Below are 19,421 nucleotides of genomic sequence, written 5' to 3'. Positions count from 1 at the left end.
AGTCGTCGGCCGGGCGCCCGGGGGTCACTCCTGAGGGGGCGTCAGAGGGTGGCCTGCTCCCGCTCCCGCCCGTCCGGCTGGGCCGAGAGGTAGGCCCCGGCGCAGGCGGTCAGCCGCAGCGCGGTGTCGATCAGCGGGACGTGGCTGAAGGCCTGCGGGAAGTTGCCGACCTGCCGCTGGGCGCGGGAGTCCCACTCCTCGGCCAGCAGCCCGAGGTCGTTGCGCAGCGCGAGCAGCTTGTCGAACAGCTCCCGGGCCTCCTGCACCCGCCCGATCATCGCCAGGTCGTCGGCCAGCCAGAACGAGCAGGCCAGGAAGGCGCCCTCGTGGCCGGAGAGGCCGTCCACGTTGTTGCCCTGGTCGTCGTGGGTCGGGTAGCGGAGCACGAAGCCGTCCTCGGTGGAGAGCTCGCGCTGGATGGCCTCGATGGTGCCGATGACGCGCTTGTCGTCCGGCGGCAGGAAGCCGACCTGGGGGATCAGCAGCAGCGAGGCGTCCAGCTCCTTGCCGCCGTAGTACTGGGTGAAGGTGTTGCGCTCCGGGTCGTAGCCCTTCTCGCAGACGTCCCGGTGGATCTCGTCGCGCAGCTGCTTCCAGCGCTCCAGCGGGCCCTCGGTCGGGGTCTGCTCGATCAGCTTGATGGTGCGGTCCACCGCGACCCAGGCCATCACCTTGGAGTGCACGAAGTGCCGGCGCGGGCCGCGCACCTCCCAGATGCCCTCGTCCGGCTCGCGCCAGTGCTGCTCCATGTAGCTGATCAGCTTGAGCTGCAGCAGGTGGGCGTGGTCGTTGCGGGTGAGGCCGGTCATGTGGGCCAGGTGCAGGGCCTCGACCACCTCGCCGTAGACGTCCAGCTGGAGCTGGTTGGCCGCGCCGTTGCCGACCCGGACGGGCTGGGAGCCCTCGTAGCCGGGCAGCCAGTCGAGCTCGAACTCCTTGAGCTCCCGCTCGCCGGCGATGCCGTACATGATCTGCAGGTTCTCCGGGTCGCCCGCGACGGCCCGCAGCAGCCACTCGCGCCAGGCCCGGGCCTCCTCGCGGTAGCCGGTGCGCAGCAGCGAGGAGAGGGTGATCGCGGCGTCCCGCAGCCAGGTGTAGCGGTAGTCCCAGTTGCGCTCGCCGCCGATGTCCTCGGGCAGCGAGGTGGTGGGGGCGGCCACGATGCCGCCGGTGGGGGCGTAGGTGAGCGCCTTGAGGGTGATCAGCGAGCGGACCACCGGCTCCCGGTACGGACCCTGGTAGGTGCACTGGGCGACCCACTCGCGCCAGAACTCGGCGGTGTGCTTGAGCGCGGCCTCGGCGTCCGGGGCGTCGGGGGCGGGCAGGTGGCTGGCCTGCCAGGTGAGCGCGAAGGCGATCCGCTCGCCCTCGGTCACCGTGAAGTCGGCGTAGGTGGTCAGGTCCCGGCCGTAGGTCTCGGCCTCGCCGTCCAGCCAGACCGAGTCGGGCCCGGCCACCGCCACCGTGCGGTGCCCGCCGTCGGCCTGCTCGACCCGGTGCACCCAGGGCACCACCCGGCCGTAGCTGAAGCGCATCCGCAGCGCCGAGCGCATCCGGACCCGGCCGGAGACCCCCTCCACGATCCGGATCATCTGGGGCACCGCGTCCGGCCCGGTGAGCGGACGGGGCGGCATGAAGTCGATCACCCGGACGGTCCCGCCCGGGGCGTCCCACTCCTGCTCCAGGACGAGCGAGTCGCCCCGGTAGCGGCGCCGGTCGGCGGGCACCGCGGGGGCGGCGGCCGTCGCCGGGGGCTGCTTCTCCTCGCCCGGGTAGGAGTGGGCCGAACGGGGGACGGGAGCGGCGGAGGCGGGGACGGCGGCGGCGCCGACCGGCTCGGCGGGGCCGATCCGCCAGAAGCCGTGTTCGTCCGTGCCCAACAGCCCGGCGAACACCGCCGGCGAGTCGAACCGGGGAAGGCAGAGCCAGTCCACGGCCCCGTCCCTGCTGACCAGGGCGGCGGTCTGCATGTCCCCGATGAGTGCGTAGTCCTCGATACGGCCGGCCACGTTCGGTTCTCCAGTTCGCAAGATGTGCTCGGCGGGCACCGGCGACGGGCGCGCGCGGCCGCTGCGGGACCGGAGCCGTCCCGGGCGGGCGGCTGGTGGCCACCGGGGCGGGGCCGTGGTGGGCCCCTGGCCTGGGACGGGCGAGAACTGGTGCGGGAGGATCCGGTCGCGCATCGGGGACCGAAAGGGCGTCGTCCGGCCCCCTCGCCCTCCGCGTGCTGTGCTGTCGGCGATGCGTCCGTGCAGGATACTTCGGGCGGCTCGGGCAGGGCACGCGCAAGTCGCCCGAACCCGACGCAGTCCCACTGATTGCCCGCAAACTGGTCCGAACGGGTCAGCCCGGATGATCCACACGGACCACCCGGAGTTGATCCTTCCGGGCCAGTCCGTTCAGTGTCGAGGGAACGGTGGATGAACGTCACACGGACGGGCCACACCGCCCGGGACGCCGTCAGGTCCGGCCCGCTGATACCCTGGTATCCCGTGGACTGGTGGGCAGACGCCCCGGAACCGCCGACCCCGACGACCCCGCCGGAGCAGCCGAGAGGCTCCCGGCCGAGTGCGAACTCCTCGTCGTGAGCCGGCTCCCCCGGTGGCCGCTCCACCGGCGTTACACCTCGACACGCGACCCACGGGAGCCCCCTCTTGGCACAGCCCCATTCCGGCAAGGCAGCGAACGGCCGCGCCGTGACGACCAAGCACCTCTTCGTCACCGGGGGTGTCGCCTCGTCGCTCGGCAAGGGCCTCACCGCCTCCAGCCTCGGTGCCCTGCTCAAGGCACGCGGCCTGCGCGTGACGATGCAGAAGCTCGACCCGTACCTCAACGTGGACCCGGGCACCATGAACCCGTTCCAGCACGGTGAGGTCTTCGTCACCGACGACGGCGCCGAGACCGACCTCGACATCGGTCACTACGAGCGCTTCCTCGACACCAACCTGCACGGCTCGGCGAACGTCACCACCGGCCAGGTGTACTCGACGGTCATCGCCAAGGAGCGCCGCGGTGAGTACCTGGGCGACACCGTCCAGGTCATCCCGCACATCACCAACGAGATCAAGTCCCGGATCCGCCGGATGGCGACCGAGGACGTCGACGTGGTGATCACCGAGGTCGGCGGCACCGTCGGCGACATCGAGTCGCTGCCCTTCCTGGAGGCCGTCCGCCAGGTCCGCCACGAGGTCGGCCGGGACAACGTCTTCTTCGTGCACGTCTCCCTGCTGCCGTACATCGGCCCCTCGGGCGAGCTGAAGACCAAGCCGACCCAGCACTCCGTCGCCGCGCTGCGCAACATCGGCATCCAGCCGGACGCGATCGTGCTGCGCGCCGACCGCGAGGTCCCGCAGGCCATCAAGCGCAAGATCTCGCTGATGTGCGACGTGGACGAGGAGGCCGTGGTCGCGGCCATCGACGCCAAGTCGATCTACGACATCCCCAAGGTGCTGCACGGCGAGGGCCTGGACGCGTACGTGGTGCGCCGCCTGGACCTGCCGTTCCGCGACGTGGACTGGACCACCTGGGACGACCTGCTGCGCCGGGTCCACGAGCCCCAGCACATCGTCAAGGTGGCGCTGGTCGGCAAGTACATCGACCTCCCGGACGCCTACCTCTCGGTCACCGAGGCGCTGCGCGCGGGCGGCTTCGCCAACAACGCGCGGGTCGAGATCAAGTGGGTCACCAGCGACGACTGCCTGACCCCCGAGGGCGCGCAGGAGCAGCTCGGCGACGTGGACGCGATCTGCATCCCCGGTGGCTTCGGCGACCGCGGTGTCGACGGCAAGGTCGCGGCCATCACCTACGCCCGCGAGAACCGCATCCCGCTGCTGGGCCTGTGCCTGGGCCTGCAGTGCGTGGTCATCGAGGCGGCGCGGAACCTGGCCGGCCTGCCGGACGCCAACTCCACCGAGTTCGACGCGGCCGCCAAGTACCCGGTCGTCTCCACCATGGCCGAGCAGCTGGCGATCGTGGACGGCAAGGGCGACCTGGGCGGCACCATGCGCCTGGGCCTCTACCCGGCCAAGCTGGCCGAGGGCTCGATCGTCCGCGAGGTCTACGGCGGCGAGCAGTACGTCGAGGAGCGCCACCGCCACCGCTACGAGGTCAACAACGCCTACCGCGCCGACCTCGAGAAGACCGGCCTGCAGTTCTCCGGCCTCTCCCCGAAGGGTGACCTGGTCGAGTACGTCGAGTACCCGCGCGAGGTCCACCCCTACCTGGTCGCCACCCAGGCGCACCCGGAGCTGAAGTCCCGCCCGACCCGCCCGCACCCGCTCTTCGCGGGTCTGGTGGCCGCGGCCATCAAGATCAAGACCGACGCGGAGTAGTTCGCGGGAGGTTCACGGACGGCGGTCGTGCGTTTCGCACGGCCGCCGTTCGCGTGTGGGTTAATGTCTGAGTGACGAGAAGGGGAGTGGCATGACTGAGACTCAGCAGTGGGAGATCCGGGACGAGGCCGAGGAGTGGACCGTGCGGTCCAGCTCGGAGCCGTTCCGGGGGCGGGTCACCGGGGTGCGGACGGACGAGGTCCTGATGCCGGACGGCAGCTACGCCCGGCGCGACTACCAGGTCCACCCCGGGTCGGTGGCGGTGCTCGCGGTGGACGAGGAGCAGCGGGTGCTGATCCTCCGTCAGTACCGGCACCCGGTCCGGCAGCGGCTGTGGGAGCTCCCGGCGGGGCTGCTCGACGTGCCGGGGGAGAACCCGCTGCACGCCGCCCAGCGGGAGCTCTTCGAGGAGGCCCACTGCAAGGCGGCGGAGTGGAAGGTCCTGGTCGACTTCTACACCTCGCCGGGCGGGACGGACGAGGCGCTGCGGCTCTTCCTGGCGACCGGCCTGTCGGCGGCGGACGGCGACCGCTACGCCGCGCACGGCGAGGAGCTGGAGATCGAGGTCCAGCGGGTGCCCCTCGCGGACCTGCTGCGGCTGGTACTGGCCGGTGAGCTGCACAACCCGACGCTGATGGCGGGCACGCTGGCGCTGCACGCGGCCCTGACCACGGGCGGCGTCGACGCGCTGCGGGCGGCGGACTCGCCGTGGCCGGCGCGGCCGTTCGTCTGACGTCTCCGCCCGCGGGCCCTGTCGGTGGCGGTCACCAGCGCGCGACGGCGAGCCCTGGCAGGTCGCGTACTGGGGCATCACGGCGGACCGACCAGGCGCGTCGAACGCACGTGGTGACCCCGGGGCGCGAGGAACTGCGCGAGTCGGAAGGCGGCCCAACGGCAACTGGACCGCCGTCAGCCGGTTGCACGTGCCGCCGTTCCCCTGCGCGCAGTTCCTCGCGCCCCTGCGGGGCGCTCGATGCTTGCCTGCGCCGGGTGGGTGATTCGGTGGTTCGTAGTACTGGTGTCCGGGCAGGTGCGGGCCTGCGGGCGAATTACGCTCGCCGCAGGGCCCGGCCGGGGTCTGTCGGCTGACGGTCGGGAGTGGCGCGGGTGGCGAGGAAGACGGCGACGGTGGAGGTGCGGCCGGCGGTGGGGACGGGCCGGCTGCCGTCGGGGCCGGAGCTGTTCGTGGGGCGGCGGGCCGAGCTGGCGGCGTTGGAGGCGGGCCGCGGCGGGGTGGTGGCGGGGCTCTGCCCGGTGCTGGTGGTGGCGGGGCGGCCGGGGTCGGGGCGGAGTTCACTGGCCGTCAGGTTCGCCGCCTCGGTGGCGGCGGAGTACCCGGACGGGGTGGCGTTCGCGCGGCTGTCGGCGCCGGACGGGCGCCGGGTGGCGTCCGAGGCGGCGGCGCGGGAGCTGTTGGAGCAGCTGGGCAAGGAGCCGCCGGCCGAGCTGCCCGGGCGGGCCGAGGCGGAGGCCGGGGACGGCCCGGCCTGCCGGGTGCTGCGGGAGGCGGTGGCGGGGCGCCGGACGCTGCTGGTGCTGGACGACGTCCGGGACGCCGGGCAGCTGTGGCCGCTGCTGGCGGAGGCGCCGCTGGCCCTGGTGGTGGCGACCACGGCGGGGCCGTTGACGGGGATCGAGGGGATCGACCCGGTGATCCTCGGCGGGCTCGGGGCACGGGCCTCGGTGGAGTTGCTGAGCGCGCTGGCCGGGAGCAACCGGGTGGCGGCCGACCCGGTGGCGGCGGCCCGGCTGGCGGAGGCCTGTGCGGCGCGGCCGACCGCGCTGCGGCTGATGGGGGGCTGGCTGCGGGCCCTGCCCAAGGCGGCCGTGACGGAGGCCACCCGGGCGCTGACCGACACCGCGGCGGCCGGGCTGACCGATCTGACGGCCGAGGGCCGCCGCCGGGAGAAGGAGCAGCGGAGCGGGAGGCGGGCCCCGGCCAAGCCGACCGGCAGCCCGCAGGGCGTCGGCCCGTCGAAGGGGGAGGGGCTGAAGGGGCAGAAGGTGCCCGAGGCGGAGCGGCCGGTGCTGGATCCGGACGCGGCGGAGCCGGTGCCGGTGCCGGAGAGCGATCCGTTGGACGCCGCCTTCCTGCTGACGTACCGCGCGCTGCCGGCCCCGCAGGCCCGGATGCTGCGGATGCTCACGCTGGCCCCCGCGCAGCAGGCGGACCTGCGCACCGCTTCGGCGCTGCTGGGCTGCCCGGCACCCGAAGCGGCCGCTGTGCTGCAGAAGTTGACGGACCGTGAGCTGCTGGAGGAGGAGCCGCCGGCCGCCGACGGCACGCCGCGCTACCGGGTGCCGGGGCGGTTCCTGCCGCGGTTGGCGCGGATGCGCGAGGAGCTGGACCGGCCCTCGGAGGTGCAGCTCGCGCGGGCCCGGCTGCTGGAGCGGCTGGTGCGGCTGGTGGAGTCGGCCCGGGCCCTGCTGGACCCGGCGGCGGGCCCCGGGCCGGAGCCGCTGCCGGGGCCGCTGCGGCTGCGCGGGGCCGCGCACGCCCGGCAGTGGCTGGCCGAGGAGCGCGGGCGGCTGCTGGCGGCGGTGGCGGACGCGATCGGGCAGGCGGACCTGGACGGTTCGGCGGGGCGGTTGGTCACCGCGCTGCTGCGCACGCTGCCGCTGACCGGCCAGGCGGCCCCGGCCGACCTGTACCGCCTGCACGGCCTGGTGCTGCGGGTGGCCGAGCGGGGCGGGGCGCCGCGCCGGGCGGCGGCCGCGCTGCTCAACCTGGGGCACCTCCAGGCGGCCGCGGGCCACTGGGAGGGCGCCGCCGAGCGGTACCAGCAGGCGCTGGGCCTGGCCCGGACGGCGGGCGACGAACCGGCCTGCGCCCGGGCCCTGGAGGGCGTGGCGGAGAGCCGCAGGGCGCTCGGGGACGCGGTGCGCGCCGCCGACTGGTACGGGCGGGCGCTGGCGCTGCGGCAGGGGCTGGGCGACCAGCCGGCCGAGGCGCGGCTGCTGGCCCGGATGGCGGAGGCGCACCTGGCGCAGCGCAGGTACGAGGAGGCCGAGCGGGAGTACCGGGCGGCCCTGGCGGTGCTGCGGCGGTTGGCCGACGAACGGGGCCTGCGGGCGGTGGGTGCGGCGCTGGAGCGGCTGCGGGAGCTGGTCGAAGCCGAGCGCCTCCATCCGTCTTCGGAGTAATGTCCGAAGCATCACATTTACCCCTGTTTGGGAGGCTCTGGCCCAGGCAAGCCTACGAATCTGCCAATGCTCCGAGCTGATTTATTCAGTTTGTAAGGCTGACGGATGCCTGGGGCTTCATTACACTCGACCTTAGTCGCGCAGTGCAGCGTGCCCCGGTGTCTTCCGGAGGCCTGGCCGTGCGCGTCTCCCGCCGGTGTTCCCCGGCCGGGTTCCACAGGCAAGAGGGACGTGTTCAGTCGTGAAGGTCGGCATCCCCCGCGAGGTCAAGAACCACGAGTACCGCGTGGCCATCACGCCCGCCGGCGTGCATGAGCTGGTCCGCAACGGACACGAGGTCGTCATCGAGAACGAGGCCGGTCTCGGCTCCTCGATCTCCAACGAGGAGTACGTGGCCGCCGGCGCCACCATCCTCCCCACCGCCGACGAGGTGTGGGCCGCCGCCGACCTGCTGCTGAAGGTCAAGGAGCCGATCGCCGAGGAGTACCACCGCCTCCGCAAGGGCCAGACCCTCTTCACCTACCTGCACCTGGCCGCCGACAAGGCCGGCACGGACGCCCTGGTCGCCTCCGGCACCACCGCGATCGCGTACGAGACCGTGCAGCTGTCCAACGGCGCGCTGCCGCTGCTCGCCCCGATGTCCGAGGTCGCGGGCCGGCTGGCCCCGCAGGTCGGCTCGTACCACCTGATGCGCCCGGCCGGCGGCCGCGGCACCCTGCCGGGCGGCGTCCCCGGCACCCACCCGGCCAAGGCCGTGGTCATCGGCGGTGGCGTCTCCGGCTGGCACGCCGCCACCATCGCGATCGGCATGGGCTACGACGTGACCCTGCTGGACCGCGACATCAACAAGCTGCGCGAGGCCGACAAGATCTTCGGCAACAAGATCAAGGCCATCGCCTCCAACGCCTACGAGCTGGAGAAGGCCGTCCTCGAGGCCGACCTGGTCATCGGCGCGGTGCTGATCCCGGGCGCCAAGGCCCCGAAGCTGGTCACCAACGAGCTGGTCTCCCGGATGAAGCCGGGCTCCGTGCTCGTCGACATCGCGATCGACCAGGGCGGCTGCTTCGAGGACTCGCGTCCGACCACCCACGCGAACCCGACCTTCGAGGTCCACAACTCGGTGTTCTACTGCGTGGCCAACATGCCGGGCGCCGTCCCGAACACCTCCACCTACGCGCTCACCAACGCGACCCTGCCCTACGTGGTCGAGCTGGCGAACCGTGGCTGGAAGGAGGCGCTGCAGCGTGACGCGGCGCTGGCCAAGGGCCTGAACGTGCACGAGGGCCAGATCACCTACGCCGCCGTGGCCGAGGCCTTCGGCCTGCCGTCGGTGTCGCTGGAGAGCGTCCTCGCCTGACGTCCCGTCAGCCCCCGGTCGGACCCGTTCCGGCCGGGGGCTTCGGCATGCCCGCGCGGCGCCGACGCCGTGAGGAGCCCGCCGACGCTCCGTCAACTCTCTTTGTCGATATTTGCGTTCCGTCGGGCGACCGTGTCAATTTGTGTGCACGACGTCACCCGACGCAGAAACGTTGGGGTCCGACGGCCGCGCAAGCCTTGACAGTGAGCGGTCGGGAGCCCGACACATCCGGCCCACAACCGTGGATTGTGTTGCTGCGAACGCCGCGGACAGCCTAGAGTCGCAAACCGTCGGCATGCTGCCACGCTGACGAATCGACAACAGTCCTGGATGCCCAAGGAGGTAAGACGACTTGTGAATGAGTCGACATTTGCTCCCGGGGGTGGTCAGCCTGGACTGGCGGAGCACTCGGTCGCCGTCCGCACCTTCGAGGCGCGCCAGAGCACCGCACCCGTCACCGCCGACGAGGCCGACCTGCTGCCGACCCACGGCCTGGCCTACGGAGACTTCGCGTACGGCTCCTACGAGGACCCGGACGCCGAGTACGAACCCGATCCGGAGTACGCCGCCACCTTGGCCCCCGACGCAGCCCGCCAGCGCCGTGAACGAGTCGGACCGACCGGGCGGCCGCTGCCGTACTTCCCGATCCCCGCGCCGCTGGCCGAGCACGGCCCCGCGCAGATCATCGCCATGTGCAACCAGAAGGGCGGCGTCGGCAAGACCACGTCGACCATCAACCTGGGCGCCGCGCTGGCCGAGTACGGCCGCCGGGTGCTGCTGGTGGACTTCGACCCGCAGGGCGCGCTCTCGGTCGGCCTCGGCGTCAACCCGATGGAGCTGGACGTCACCGTCTACAACCTGCTCATGGAGCGGGGCCTGACGGCCGACGAGGTGCTGCTGAAGACCGCCGTCCCCGGCATGGACCTGCTGCCCTCCAACATCGACCTGTCGGCCGCCGAGGTGCAGCTGGTCAGCGAGGTCGCCCGCGAGTCGGCACTGGCCCGCGCGCTCAAGCCGCTGCTGCCCGACTACGACTACGTCATCATCGACTGCCAGCCCTCGCTGGGCCTGCTCACGGTGAACGCGCTGACCGCCGCGCACAGCGTGATCGTCCCGCTGGAGTGCGAGTTCTTCGCGCTGCGCGGTGTGGCGCTGCTCACCGAGACCATCGAGAAGGTCTGCGAGCGGCTCAACCCCGACCTGCGTCTCGACGGCATCCTGGCCACCATGTACGACTCCCGCACCGTGCACAGCCGCGAGGTGCTGGCCCGGGTGGTCGAGGCCTTCGGCGACCACGTCTTCCACACCGTGATCGGACGGACCGTCAGGTTCCCCGAGACCACCGTGGCCGGCGAGCCGATCACCACCTACGCGACCAACTCGGTCGGCGCCGCCGCCTACCGCCAGCTCGCCAGGGAGGTGCTCGACCGGTGCCGCCCCGCCGAGTGAGTCTCCCGGGTGCCGACGAGCTGTTCCGGACCACCGGAGGGATGGCCCTGTCGCCCTCCCTCAACCGGCCCGAGGCACCCCGCACGGAGACCGCCCGGCCCGCCGCCGAGGAGGGCGGCGCGGCGGAGGTCCCGCCGGCCCGGCAGGAGCCCCAGCAGGCCCCGGCCGAGGGCACGGTGACCCCGCGTCAGCACGCCGAGGGGGAGGCCGCCGCGGACGCCGCCCGGCGGTCCCGCGCCCGGGGCCGCGGCACCCGCCGCCCGACCGGGCGGGAGCGGCACGACGAGAAGATCACCGTCTACGTCTCCGCCGAGGAGCTGATGGACCTGGAGCACGCCCGCCTGGTGCTCCGCGGCGAGCACGGCCTGGCCGTGGACCGCGGCCGGGTGGTCCGGGAGGCCATCTCGGTCGTCCTGGCCGACCTGGAGCAGCGCGGCGAGGCCAGCATCCTGGTCCGGCGCCTGCGCGGCCGTTAGGTTCGGAGCCGCACGCTCCCCGCTCAGCCCGCACCACACGTACGGACCCCGCCCATGCCAGCACCCGCAGGACCCGACGCCGCCGGACCGCGCGCGGGCTTCCAGGTGCGGCTGGACAACTTCGAGGGCCCGTTCGACCTGCTCCTCGGTCTGATCGCCAAGCACAAGCTCGACATCACCGAGCTGGCGCTCTCCAAGGTCACCGACGAGTTCGTGGCGCACATCCGGGCCATGGGCCCGGACTGGGACCTGGACGCGGCCACCGAGTTCCTGGTGGTGGCCGCCACCCTGCTGGACCTCAAGGCGGCCCGGCTGCTGCCCGCCGCCGAGGTGGAGGACGAGGAGGACCTGGCCCTGCTGGAGGCCAGGGACCTGCTCTTCGCCCGGCTGCTGCAGTACCGGGCCTACAAGCGGGCGGCCGGCGTGCTGGCCGACCGCTGGGCCGCCGAGCTGCACCGGCGCCCCCGCACGGTCGGTCTGGAGCCCCGGCACGCCGCCCTGCTGCCCGAGGTGGTCATCACCATCGGCCCCGAGGGCTTCGCGCGGCTGGCGGCCAGGGCCATGACCCCCAAGCCCAAGCCCGTGGTCTACGTCGACCACATCCACACCCCGCCGGTCAGCGTCCGCGAGCAGGCGGCCCTGGTGGTCGAGCTGCTCTCCGCCCTCGGCGAGGCCCGGTTCGGGCAGCTGGTCGCCGACGCCGGCGGCGACACCCTGGTGGTGGTCGCCCGCTTCCTGGCCCTGCTGGAGCTCTACCGCGAGAAGGCGGTGGACTTCGACCAGCCCGAGGCGCTGGGCGAGCTGACGGTCCGTTGGACGGCGGGGGACGGGCGGGCGATCGAGGTCACCGACGAGTTCGACCGGCCGCCGGAGCCGGACGGGAAGGAACGGCCGTGAGCGGGCAGGACGGGACCAAGGGGCCGGAGCGGCCCACCAGGCGCTCGCTGGGGGTGCCGGGGCAGATCCGGGCGGAGGAGTGGCAGCCGTCCGCCTACGAGGGTGCGGAGGCCCCTGACGAGGCCCCCGTGGCCGTGGCGGAGGCTCCCGCGGCGCTGCCCGCGCCCGCACCGGTCGCCGTGGCGGTCGTCGAGACGGTTCCCGCGCCGGTCACCGAGGCCGCGCCCGAGGCCGCGCCGGCGGAGGACGCGGGGCCCGAGGAGGAGCGGGGCCCCGGGCTGCGGGCCGAGCTGGAGGCGGTGCTGCTGCTGGTCGACGAGGCCGCCACCGAGCAGCACCTGGCCTCCGTGCTGCGCCGCCCCCGGGCCGAGGTGGCCGCCGTCCTGCGGGAGCTGGCCGCCGAGTACACCGCCCAGGGCCGGGGCTTCGACCTGCGGTTCGTCGCCGGGGGCTGGCGCTTCTACACCCGCGCCGAGTGCTCCCCGGCGGTCGACCGGTACGTCCTGGACGGCCAGCAGGCCCGGCTCACCCAGGCCGCGCTGGAGACCCTGGCGGTGGTCGCCTACCGTCAGCCGGTGTCGCGCAGCCGGGTCTCGGCGGTCCGTGGTGTGAACTGTGACGGCGTGATGCGTACCCTGGTACAGCGAGGACTGGTGGAAGAGACCGGCTCCGAGCCCGAAACAGGTGCGATCCTGTATCGGACGACGAACTACTTCCTGGAACGGATGGGGCTGCGCGGCCTGGAGGAACTCCCGGAGCTCGCGCCCTTCCTGCCCGAGGTCGACGACGTGGAAGCGGAGTCCCTCGAAGGCACGATGATCGCGGAGGCGGTCGCCGCCGCACGCGCGGACGGCGGGGAAGTGCAGTGAGGTCGGCCGGGCACGACGAGCACTTCCAGACGGATACGACGTACGGACATTTTGATGCGTAGCAGTGGCAACGGCAGGAACAGTGGCGGCGGTGGCGGGAGCCAGGGCGGCCGGGGCGGACAGGGCGGGGGCCGGAGCGGCGGCGCCCCGCGCGGCGGGTCGGGCGGCGGCTCCTACGGGGGCGGCCGGAGCGGCGGCGGCTCCTCGTACGGCGGCGGCCGCGGCGGCAGCGGTGGCGGCTCCTACGGCGGCGGCTCGCGCGGCGGTTCGTCGGGCGGCGGCTACGGCGGCTCGCGCGGCGGTTCGTCGGGCGGCGGCTACGGCGGCGACCGGCGGGACGACCGTCGCGACGACCGCGGTGGCCGGCGGGACGAGCGGAGCGGCCAGCGCGACGAGCGTCGCCCGCTGCGTCCCGAGGAGCGCCGGTACGACCGCCCCGAGTACGGCGGCGGCCCGAACGCCACCCCCGGGCGCGGCAAGTTCGAGGCGCGTCGGCCGAGCCCGGCCCCGCGGCCGCGCCGCGAGGGTCAGCCGGCCCCGGGCGACCCGCGGCGCCAGCCGCAGCGCTCCCGGGAGCTGCAGGCCAAGATCGAGGACGCGGTGCTGGCCCGGCACGAGCAGGGCGTGACCGTCGGCGCCGAGGGCGAGCGCCTGCAGAAGGTGCTGGCGCGGGCCGGCATGGGCAGCCGCCGGGCCTGCGAGGAGCTGATCGAGCAGGGCCGGGTCGAGGTGAACGGCCAGCGGGTCACCGAGCAGGGCAAGCGCGTCGACCCGATGACGGACGAGATCAAGGTGGACGGCCTGACCGTCGCCACCCAGTCCTACCTGTTCTTCGCGCTGAACAAGCCGGTCGGCGTGGTCTCGACCATGGAGGACCCCGAGGGCCGTCAGTGCCTGGGCGACTACGTGAACAACCGGGAGACCCGGCTGTTCCACGTCGGCCGCCTGGACACCGAGACCGAGGGCATCATCCTGCTCACCAACCACGGCGAGCTGGCCCACCGCCTCACCCACCCCAAGTACGGCGTCACCAAGACCTACCTGGCCGCCATCCAGGGCCCGATCCCGCGTGACCTGGGCCAGCAGCTCAAGCGCGGCGTCGAGCTCGAGGACGGCTGGGCCCGGGTCGACGACTTCAAGGTGATCTCCAACCTCGGCAAGAACTACATGGTCGAGGTGACCCTGCACGAGGGCCGCAAGCACATCGTGCGCCGCCTGATGGCCGAGGCCGGCTTCCCGGTGGACAAGCTGGTGCGCACCCACTTCGGGCCGATCTCGCTCGGCGACCAGAAGTCCGGCTGGCTGCGCCGCCTGACCAACCCCGAGGTCGGCCAGCTGATGGCCGAGGTCGGCCTGTGACGGTCGTCCGCTAGGACCGGCAGCTCAGAGGGCCTCCCCGCCGAACGGCGGGGAGGCCCTCCGTCGTTCGGCGGGCACGGTGTGAGTATGACCGCATACGGCTTGTCAGGCCCAGCGCTCCTGGCGGAGGATGGCCAGCGGACAGCGGCGCGCCGAATGGCGGACTCGCGCCACCGGTGGGGGTGGCGGACGGGTGCCGGTGGGGGAAAGAGGGAGCAAGGTGCTGGACGCATTCGGGGTGCTGGGACTGGGCAGACCGGACGGGCAGGTCTACGCGGCCCTGGTGATCGCGCCGCAGTCGACGGCCGAGGAGGTCGCCGCCCAGTGCGGCCTGCCCCTCGACCAGTGCCACGCGGCCCTCGACCGGCTGGCCGACCAGGGCATGGTCACCCGCGCCCCGGTCGACCGGGAGCGCTACCTCGCGGTGGCCCCCGACGTCGCCATCGGCACCCTGATCGGCCACCGCGAGGCCCAGCTGCGCAGCGCCCGGGCCGAGATGCACCGCCTGATGGACGCCTTCCGGGAGGCCTCCCGGTTCACCGACCCGGCGCACTCGGTCGAGGTCCTGACGGGTGGTGAGGCGATCGCCCAGCGGCTGGAGCACCTGGTCGAGACGGCCCAGTACCAGGTCCGCGGCTTCGACTGCCCGCCGTACATCCAGGACCCGATGGCCAACCTGCCGCGGCAGCGGCAGCGGCTCAAGGCCGGGGTGCGGTTCCGCACGGTCTTCGACAAGGAGGCGGTGGCCTGGCCCGGGCGGCTGGAGAAGGAGATCCTGGTCGGCGTCGCGGACGGCGAGGAGGCCCGGGTCCGGCCGGTGCTGCCGATGAAGCTGATGATGGCCGACGACCGGATGGCGATCATCCCGATCAGCGTCGGGGACGCCGTGCTGGACGCGGCGTACGTGATCCACCCGTCGGCGCTGCTGCAGGCGCTGGACGCGCTGTTCGAGGCGGAGTGGGAGCGGGCGGTGCCGCTGCAGGCGGCGATCGGCGAGGGCGACGACGGGCTGGGGCCGGAGGAGGACCAGCGCAAGCTGCTGGGGCTGCTGGCGGCGGGGCTCACGGACGAGTCGATCGCGCGGTCGCTGGGGTGGAGCGCGCGGACGACGCAGCGGCGGTTGCAGACCCTGATGCGGCAGCTCGGCGCGACCACCCGCTTCCAGGCCGGCATGGCCGCCCGTGAACGAGGGTGGCTCTGACGGAAGTGGCTACGCCTCGGGGGCGCGGGGCTCTGTTGATCTGCGGCTCCGCCGCGTGGGCGCGCGGGGGAACGGCAGCACGTGCAACTGGCTGACGGTGATTCAGTTGCCGGTGGGCCGCCTTCCGACCCGCGCAGTTCCCCGCGCCCCCGGAGTCGTAGCCACTTTCGTCAGCTCCAGGGCTTGAGGGCTGCCCAGACGCCGTTCTCGTTGCGTTCGAGCTTTTCGAGGCCGATGACGGCGGTGCGGTTGAGGCGGCCGTAGATGTGGGGGAAGAGGGTGCCGGGGGTGGCGCCCGGGGGAGGGGCGCCGTTGGGGGCCTCCCACTTGACCATGGGTTCGACCAGGCGTTCCTCGATGAGGAGGGCCATCAGGGGGTCCCGCGCGTCCTGGAAGAAGGCGTTGGCCACGGCGAGGGCGGTGGGCTCGTCCGCCGAGCAGTGGATGAAGCCGTCGGTGAGCAGGGAGGCGGCGGTGTAGGGCCGCCCGGGTTCGCGCAGCCAGTCGTCCAGGGGTGCGAGATGGTAGATCATGCCTCCAGTTCTACCGGAGTTGACGGCATTTCACCGGAGTTGAGTGGCTGTGCCCCGCCGGACCGGGCGGGGCACAGCCGGGGTCAGAGGCCGGCGACCTTGGCGGAGGCGGTGAGCTCGTAGACCAGGGTGACGGTGCGTCGGGCGCCGGGCTCCAGCGGGAGGTCCCAGCGGACGATGCCGTCGGCGTCGACCTCGTCGGGGTCGGGGACGCAGCGCTCCTTGCGGAGCCTGACCTCGACGGCGGAGACCTCGGCGACCGGGATGCGTTCGCGGAGGGTGACGGTGCGGGTGCCGTGGTCGCCGGGGGCGGAGAAGCGGGTGAGGTGGAGCCGGACGGTGCGGGTGAGGACGGTGCGGCCGGTCAGGCCGGTGGTGGCGCGGTGCTCCTCGGTCTCGCGCAGGACGCGGTAGTCGTCGGAGCTGCCGAAGGAGAGCTCGGCGGGGGCGCCGGGGGCGGTGAACTCCAGCTCGCCGCGTCCGGTGAAGCCGCCGCCGACCACCAGGTCGACCGGGCCGGCCAGCAGGGCGTGGCCGGCGGAGTTGGTGAACCGGGCCACCCGGGTGACGAGCGGGGAGAGTTCGGGGGCGCAGGCGTACTCGGTGCGGGCGGGGGCGGTGAAGGTGGTGAGCGGCACCCGGTGGGGGAGGCCGTCGGAGGGGATCCGGGCCGGGGCCGGGGCGCGGAGCACCCGGACCTCGCCGCCGTCGTCCACGCCGGGCAGGCCGTCGGCGGCCGGGCCGGTGGAGCCGATCTCCTCCTCGCGCAGCTCCACCTCGACGGTGCGGCGCTCCTCGGTGGTGCGGTCCCGCAGGGTCAGGTGGTCCTCGGTGAGCCACGGCGGGTCGCCCGCGAGGGCGGAGCGGGCGGTGGAGAGGGTGAGCCGGACCTCGGGCCAGTCCTCGCCGGTCCGCTGCCAGACCACCGCCTCGGTCTCCAGGGTGAGGCCGCCGTCCTCGCCGAGCGCGGCCCGGTAGGCGGGGCGCCAGAGCGCACAGGGCGTCAGGTGGCCGACCGTCAGTTCGGTGGGGCCGCCCGGGGTCTCCACGGTCAGTTCGAGGTGTGCGAGCAGCTCGGGTTCGGGCTGCTCGGTGAGGTCCAGGGCCTGCTGGGCCTCGGTCAGCTCCAGACGGGTGGCGTCCAGGCGGATCCGGGCGTTCACCGTGCGCTCGGCGCAGTGGTCCCGTTCGGTGTCCACCCGGTCCAGCTCGCGGGCCCAGCGGACCGGCTCGCTCTCGCCCTGGCCGGCGCCCTCGGCGATCTCCCGGAGCAGGTCGGCGGCGAGCGAGTCGAGCAGGGCGGTGCGGGCGGCGAGGCGTGCGAGTTCGGCCTCCAGGGTGCTCTCCCGGCGCTGGAGCTCGTCCTCGCGGTGGCGGAGCGCGGAGTCCCGCTCGCCGGGCGGGAGCGGGGCGGGCTTGGTCCAGGCCCGGGTGATCCGGGCGTCGAGCACGGTGCCGGAGCTGAGGGCGGCGTTCAGGGTGCGGTCGACCGCGAGGGCGCTGACCGGTCCGAGGCGCAGGCGCTGCACGCCCGGCGGCAGGTCGAGGGCGGTGGTGCGCTCGACCTGGGCGCGGTCCTCCAGGCAGGTGACGGCGGTGACGGGCAGGGGGATGGTGGTGGTCGTCATCGGGTCAGTTCCTCCGGTCTCCGCCGAGCAGGGTCTTTCCGGCCGGGATGCGGATCTCGTAGCCGCCGTCCAGCTCCGCGCGGCCGTGCGCGGGCAGGTCGACCCGGCGCAGCCGGGTGCTCGGCGGGTACTCCTCCGACGGTCCGTCAGGGGCCGTCCAGCCGGGCCGCTCCTGCACCTTGACGTCGGGCTCGCCGGGGACCGGGACCCGCTCGCGGACCTCGACGGTGACCGGGTGGGCCAGCCGGTTGACCAGCTCGACGTGGACCCGGTGGTCCAGCACCGTGGTCTTGGACAGAGCGCCGGTGGTGGACTCCCGCAGCTCGGTGCGGCGGGCCACCCGGACGCCCTCGGCCACGCCGAGGCCCAGGCGCCGGGTGGCGCCCGGGGCGAGGGTGGGCAGGGCGGCGGTGAGCAGGAAGTCGCCGTCCACGCTGACCTCCACCGGGCCGGCCAGCAGGGCGTGGTCGGTGGCGTTGGCCAGCAGCAGGGTCGCGTAGACGGTCTGTTCCACCGAGGGCACGCAGACGTACTCGGTGGTCAGGCCGACCGCGGCCTCGCCGACGGTGACGGTGTGCCAGGTGCCGTCCGAGGGGACCTCGACGGGCGCGGCGCAGTCGTACCGCTGGTCGAAGGAGCCGGCCGAGATCCGGGGCGGCACGCCGTAGCGGGGCAGCGCGAGGGAGGCGGCCGGGGCGGGCGTGGGCGCGGTGGAGGCGGCGGGGACCAGTTGGCCGCGGCGGTGTCCGGAGGGGCCCTGGAGGGTGAGGGCGCGGTAGTCGAGCCAGCGGGCGTCCGGGTGCGGCGCGCCCTCCGGCTCCGGCGGGGGCGCGGCCTGCGGGGCCGGGGCGCCGGGGGGCGGCGGGGCCGCGAAGGCGGCGGGGGCGGCGGGGGCTGGCGGTGGTGAGCCGCCGTAGGCGGCGCGGGTGACGGACCGGGCCGGGCCGGACGGGGCAGCGGGAGCGGAGGGTGCGGAGGGCAGGGGTGCCGGTGGGGCGGCGCCGCCGACGGTCAGGAAGTCGGTGCTCTCGCCGCGCGGGGCGGAGGCCTGGGCACTGCCACCGGCGCGGGGCCGGCGCCGGGCGCTCGCCGCGACGGCCACCGGTGCGGTGCCGGTGCGGGGAGCGGCCGGGCGCGGGCCCGCGCTCTCGTACGCCGTGAAGAGGTCGGACAGGCCCGGCGGTACGTCGCGCCAGCCGGACGGCGGCGGGGCGCTCTGGCGGCGGCCGATCCGCAGGGAGCGAAGCCGCGGCAGGTCGGTGCGGCGCTGCAGGTCGGCGGTGGAGAGGCCGAGGCGGACGCCGGTCCAGTCCTCGCCGGTGCGCTGGGCCACCGAGGCCCGCAGCACCAGGCGTCCGGCGGAATCGCCCTGACGGTGGCTCAGCCGGTAGGAGGGCACCCAGCGGGCGCCGGGGATGCCGTACTCGAGGGTGAGGTCGACGGTGCGGGGCGCGTCGGGGTGGGTGTGGGCGAGGGTGAGGAGGGCGGTCGCGGTGGGGGTGACCGGGCCGGCGGAGGCGGCGCTGTCGGCCCGGCGCAGGCGCTGGTCGGCCTCGGTGACGGCGTGTTCGGCGAGGGCGTGCTCCTCGCGCAGGCGGGCGACGTCCTCGTGCAGCGCGGCGAGGCGCTCCTCGGTGAAGTCGGCCAGGGCCAGCCAGGACTCGGCGGGGGTGCGGCGGTGCGGCTCGTCGCGGCGGCGGGGCGGGGCGACGGGGCGCAGGGCGGTCAGCTCGGCGATCCGGGCCTCGTGGTGGTCGATCCGGGAGCGCACGGCGTCGGACTCCTCGCGGGCCCGGAGCAGGGCGCGGAGCAGCTCGGAGGTCTGCTCGGGGGAGCGCAGTTCGGCGGCGTACTCCACCCGGGCCTCCGTGACGCGCCAGCCTCCGGCGGTCACCCGGGCCCGGAGGGAGGAGGCGTCCAGCCCCACCGGCAGCCCGGTCAGCCGCACCGTCCCGTCCGGCGGAATCTCGCCGCTCGCCCGGCGGCGGCAGAGCGCCCCGGCGGCGTACACCACCACCTCGTCCAGTACCGACTCCACGCCTGCCCCTCTCGTCCTGTGGCCATGGGCTGGCCCAGTCTGCCGCGCCCTTGACGGGGTGTCAGCGGGTTTGCGGCCGACGGGCGCCGTGTGTCGTGGGACGTGGGGGAGGGACGGGCGGTTCTGGGGGCGCGGGCAC

The 19,421-nt window shown here is 74.2% G+C and carries 14 protein-coding genes; 10 read left to right on the top strand and 4 right to left on the bottom strand.

All coding sequences use genetic code 11. The annotated features are described in order from the left end of the window. Positions 1–41: 41 nt before the first annotated feature. On the bottom strand, positions 42–2,009 hold the full coding sequence (locus ACWCYY_RS30395; protein ID WP_345284829.1) for a glycoside hydrolase family 15 protein: 1,968 nt from the start codon (positions 2,007–2,009) through the stop codon (positions 42–44). A 687-nt stretch (positions 2,010–2,696) separates the two neighbouring features. On the opposite strand from ACWCYY_RS30395, the gene ACWCYY_RS30390 reads away from it, so the two are divergent. The 10 genes from ACWCYY_RS30390 (at position 2,697) to ACWCYY_RS30345 (ending at position 15,083) form a co-directional block, all read left to right on the top strand. After that, complete coding sequence (locus ACWCYY_RS30390) at positions 2,697–4,331, top strand: CTP synthase (RefSeq protein WP_380149706.1); 1,635 nt, start codon at positions 2,697–2,699, stop codon at positions 4,329–4,331. A gap of 91 nt (positions 4,332–4,422) precedes the next feature. Continuing rightward, positions 4,423–5,064, top strand: a complete 642-nt coding sequence (locus ACWCYY_RS30385) for an NUDIX domain-containing protein (RefSeq protein ID WP_449797844.1) — start codon at positions 4,423–4,425, stop codon at positions 5,062–5,064. Between the two features lie 374 nt (positions 5,065–5,438). Beyond that, positions 5,439–7,475, top strand: a complete 2,037-nt coding sequence (locus tag ACWCYY_RS30380) for an AAA family ATPase (protein ID WP_449797843.1) — start codon at positions 5,439–5,441, stop codon at positions 7,473–7,475. Positions 7,476–7,716: 241 nt separating this feature from the next. Next, positions 7,717–8,832, top strand: a complete 1,116-nt coding sequence (ald, locus tag ACWCYY_RS30375) for an alanine dehydrogenase (RefSeq protein ID WP_345285169.1) — start codon at positions 7,717–7,719, stop codon at positions 8,830–8,832. 354 nt (positions 8,833–9,186) lie between these two features. Next, the gene (locus ACWCYY_RS30370) at positions 9,187–10,281 is read left to right on the top strand and encodes a ParA family protein (protein WP_345285170.1); all 1,095 of its coding nucleotides are present in this window, start codon (positions 9,187–9,189) and stop codon (positions 10,279–10,281) included. A 41-nt stretch (positions 10,282–10,322) separates the two neighbouring features. Further along, entirely contained in the window at positions 10,323–10,757 is a 435-nt protein-coding gene (locus ACWCYY_RS30365) for a hypothetical protein (protein ID WP_345285172.1), read from the top strand. Positions 10,758–10,811: 54 nt separating this feature from the next. Then, a complete protein-coding gene (locus tag ACWCYY_RS30360; RefSeq protein ID WP_345285174.1) occupies positions 10,812–11,654 on the top strand; it encodes a segregation and condensation protein A in 843 nt (280 codons plus the stop codon). Between the two features lie 278 nt (positions 11,655–11,932). Continuing rightward, the gene (gene scpB, locus ACWCYY_RS30355) at positions 11,933–12,523 is read left to right on the top strand and encodes an SMC-Scp complex subunit ScpB (protein WP_449797849.1); all 591 of its coding nucleotides are present in this window, start codon (positions 11,933–11,935) and stop codon (positions 12,521–12,523) included. 54 nt (positions 12,524–12,577) lie between these two features. After that, the gene (locus tag ACWCYY_RS30350; protein WP_345285176.1) at positions 12,578–13,882 is read left to right on the top strand and encodes a pseudouridine synthase; all 1,305 of its coding nucleotides are present in this window, start codon (positions 12,578–12,580) and stop codon (positions 13,880–13,882) included. Between the two features lie 220 nt (positions 13,883–14,102). Then, the gene (locus ACWCYY_RS30345) at positions 14,103–15,083 is read left to right on the top strand and encodes a helix-turn-helix domain-containing protein (protein ID WP_345285178.1); all 981 of its coding nucleotides are present in this window, start codon (positions 14,103–14,105) and stop codon (positions 15,081–15,083) included. A gap of 170 nt (positions 15,084–15,253) precedes the next feature. Here the strand turns inward: ACWCYY_RS30345 and ACWCYY_RS30340 are convergent, their stop codons facing one another. The 3 genes from ACWCYY_RS30340 to ACWCYY_RS30330 all read right to left on the bottom strand — a co-directional run bounded on the left by ACWCYY_RS30340 (position 15,254) and on the right by ACWCYY_RS30330 (position 19,282). Continuing rightward, a complete protein-coding gene (locus tag ACWCYY_RS30340) occupies positions 15,254–15,616 on the bottom strand; it encodes a DUF952 domain-containing protein (RefSeq protein ID WP_449797842.1) in 363 nt (120 codons plus the stop codon). Between the two features lie 83 nt (positions 15,617–15,699). Next, the gene (locus tag ACWCYY_RS30335; protein ID WP_449797841.1) at positions 15,700–17,244 is read right to left on the bottom strand and encodes a DUF4139 domain-containing protein; all 1,545 of its coding nucleotides are present in this window, start codon (positions 17,242–17,244) and stop codon (positions 15,700–15,702) included. A gap of 4 nt (positions 17,245–17,248) precedes the next feature. Further along, positions 17,249–19,282 (bottom strand): DUF4139 domain-containing protein, encoded by a 2,034-nt coding sequence (locus ACWCYY_RS30330; RefSeq protein WP_449797840.1) that lies wholly within the window; start codon positions 19,280–19,282, stop codon positions 17,249–17,251. Positions 19,283–19,421 lie beyond the last annotated feature (139 nt).

This window comes from Kitasatospora sp. NPDC001664, assembly GCF_053596675.1.
Note: the sequence above shows the minus strand (reverse complement) of the source record. Positions and strands in the feature narration are given on the sequence as shown.

What these genes read in the sequence shown, in the direction of transcription:
- ACWCYY_RS30385 (WP_449797844.1), top strand. Translation starts at nt 4,423, where the DNA reads ATGACTGAGACTCAGCAGTGGGAGATCCGGGACGAGGCCGAGGAGTGG.
- ACWCYY_RS30365 (WP_345285172.1), top strand. Translation starts at nt 10,323, where the DNA reads ATGGCCCTGTCGCCCTCCCTCAACCGGCCCGAGGCACCCCGCACGGAG.
- ACWCYY_RS30360 (WP_345285174.1), top strand. Translation starts at nt 10,812, where the DNA reads ATGCCAGCACCCGCAGGACCCGACGCCGCCGGACCGCGCGCGGGCTTC.
- ACWCYY_RS30350 (WP_345285176.1), top strand. Translation starts at nt 12,578, where the DNA reads ATGCGTAGCAGTGGCAACGGCAGGAACAGTGGCGGCGGTGGCGGGAGC.
- ACWCYY_RS30340 (WP_449797842.1), bottom strand. Translation starts at nt 15,616, where the DNA reads ATGATCTACCATCTCGCACCCCTGGACGACTGGCTGCGCGAACCCGGG.
- ACWCYY_RS30335 (WP_449797841.1), bottom strand. Translation starts at nt 17,244, where the DNA reads ATGACGACCACCACCATCCCCCTGCCCGTCACCGCCGTCACCTGCCTG.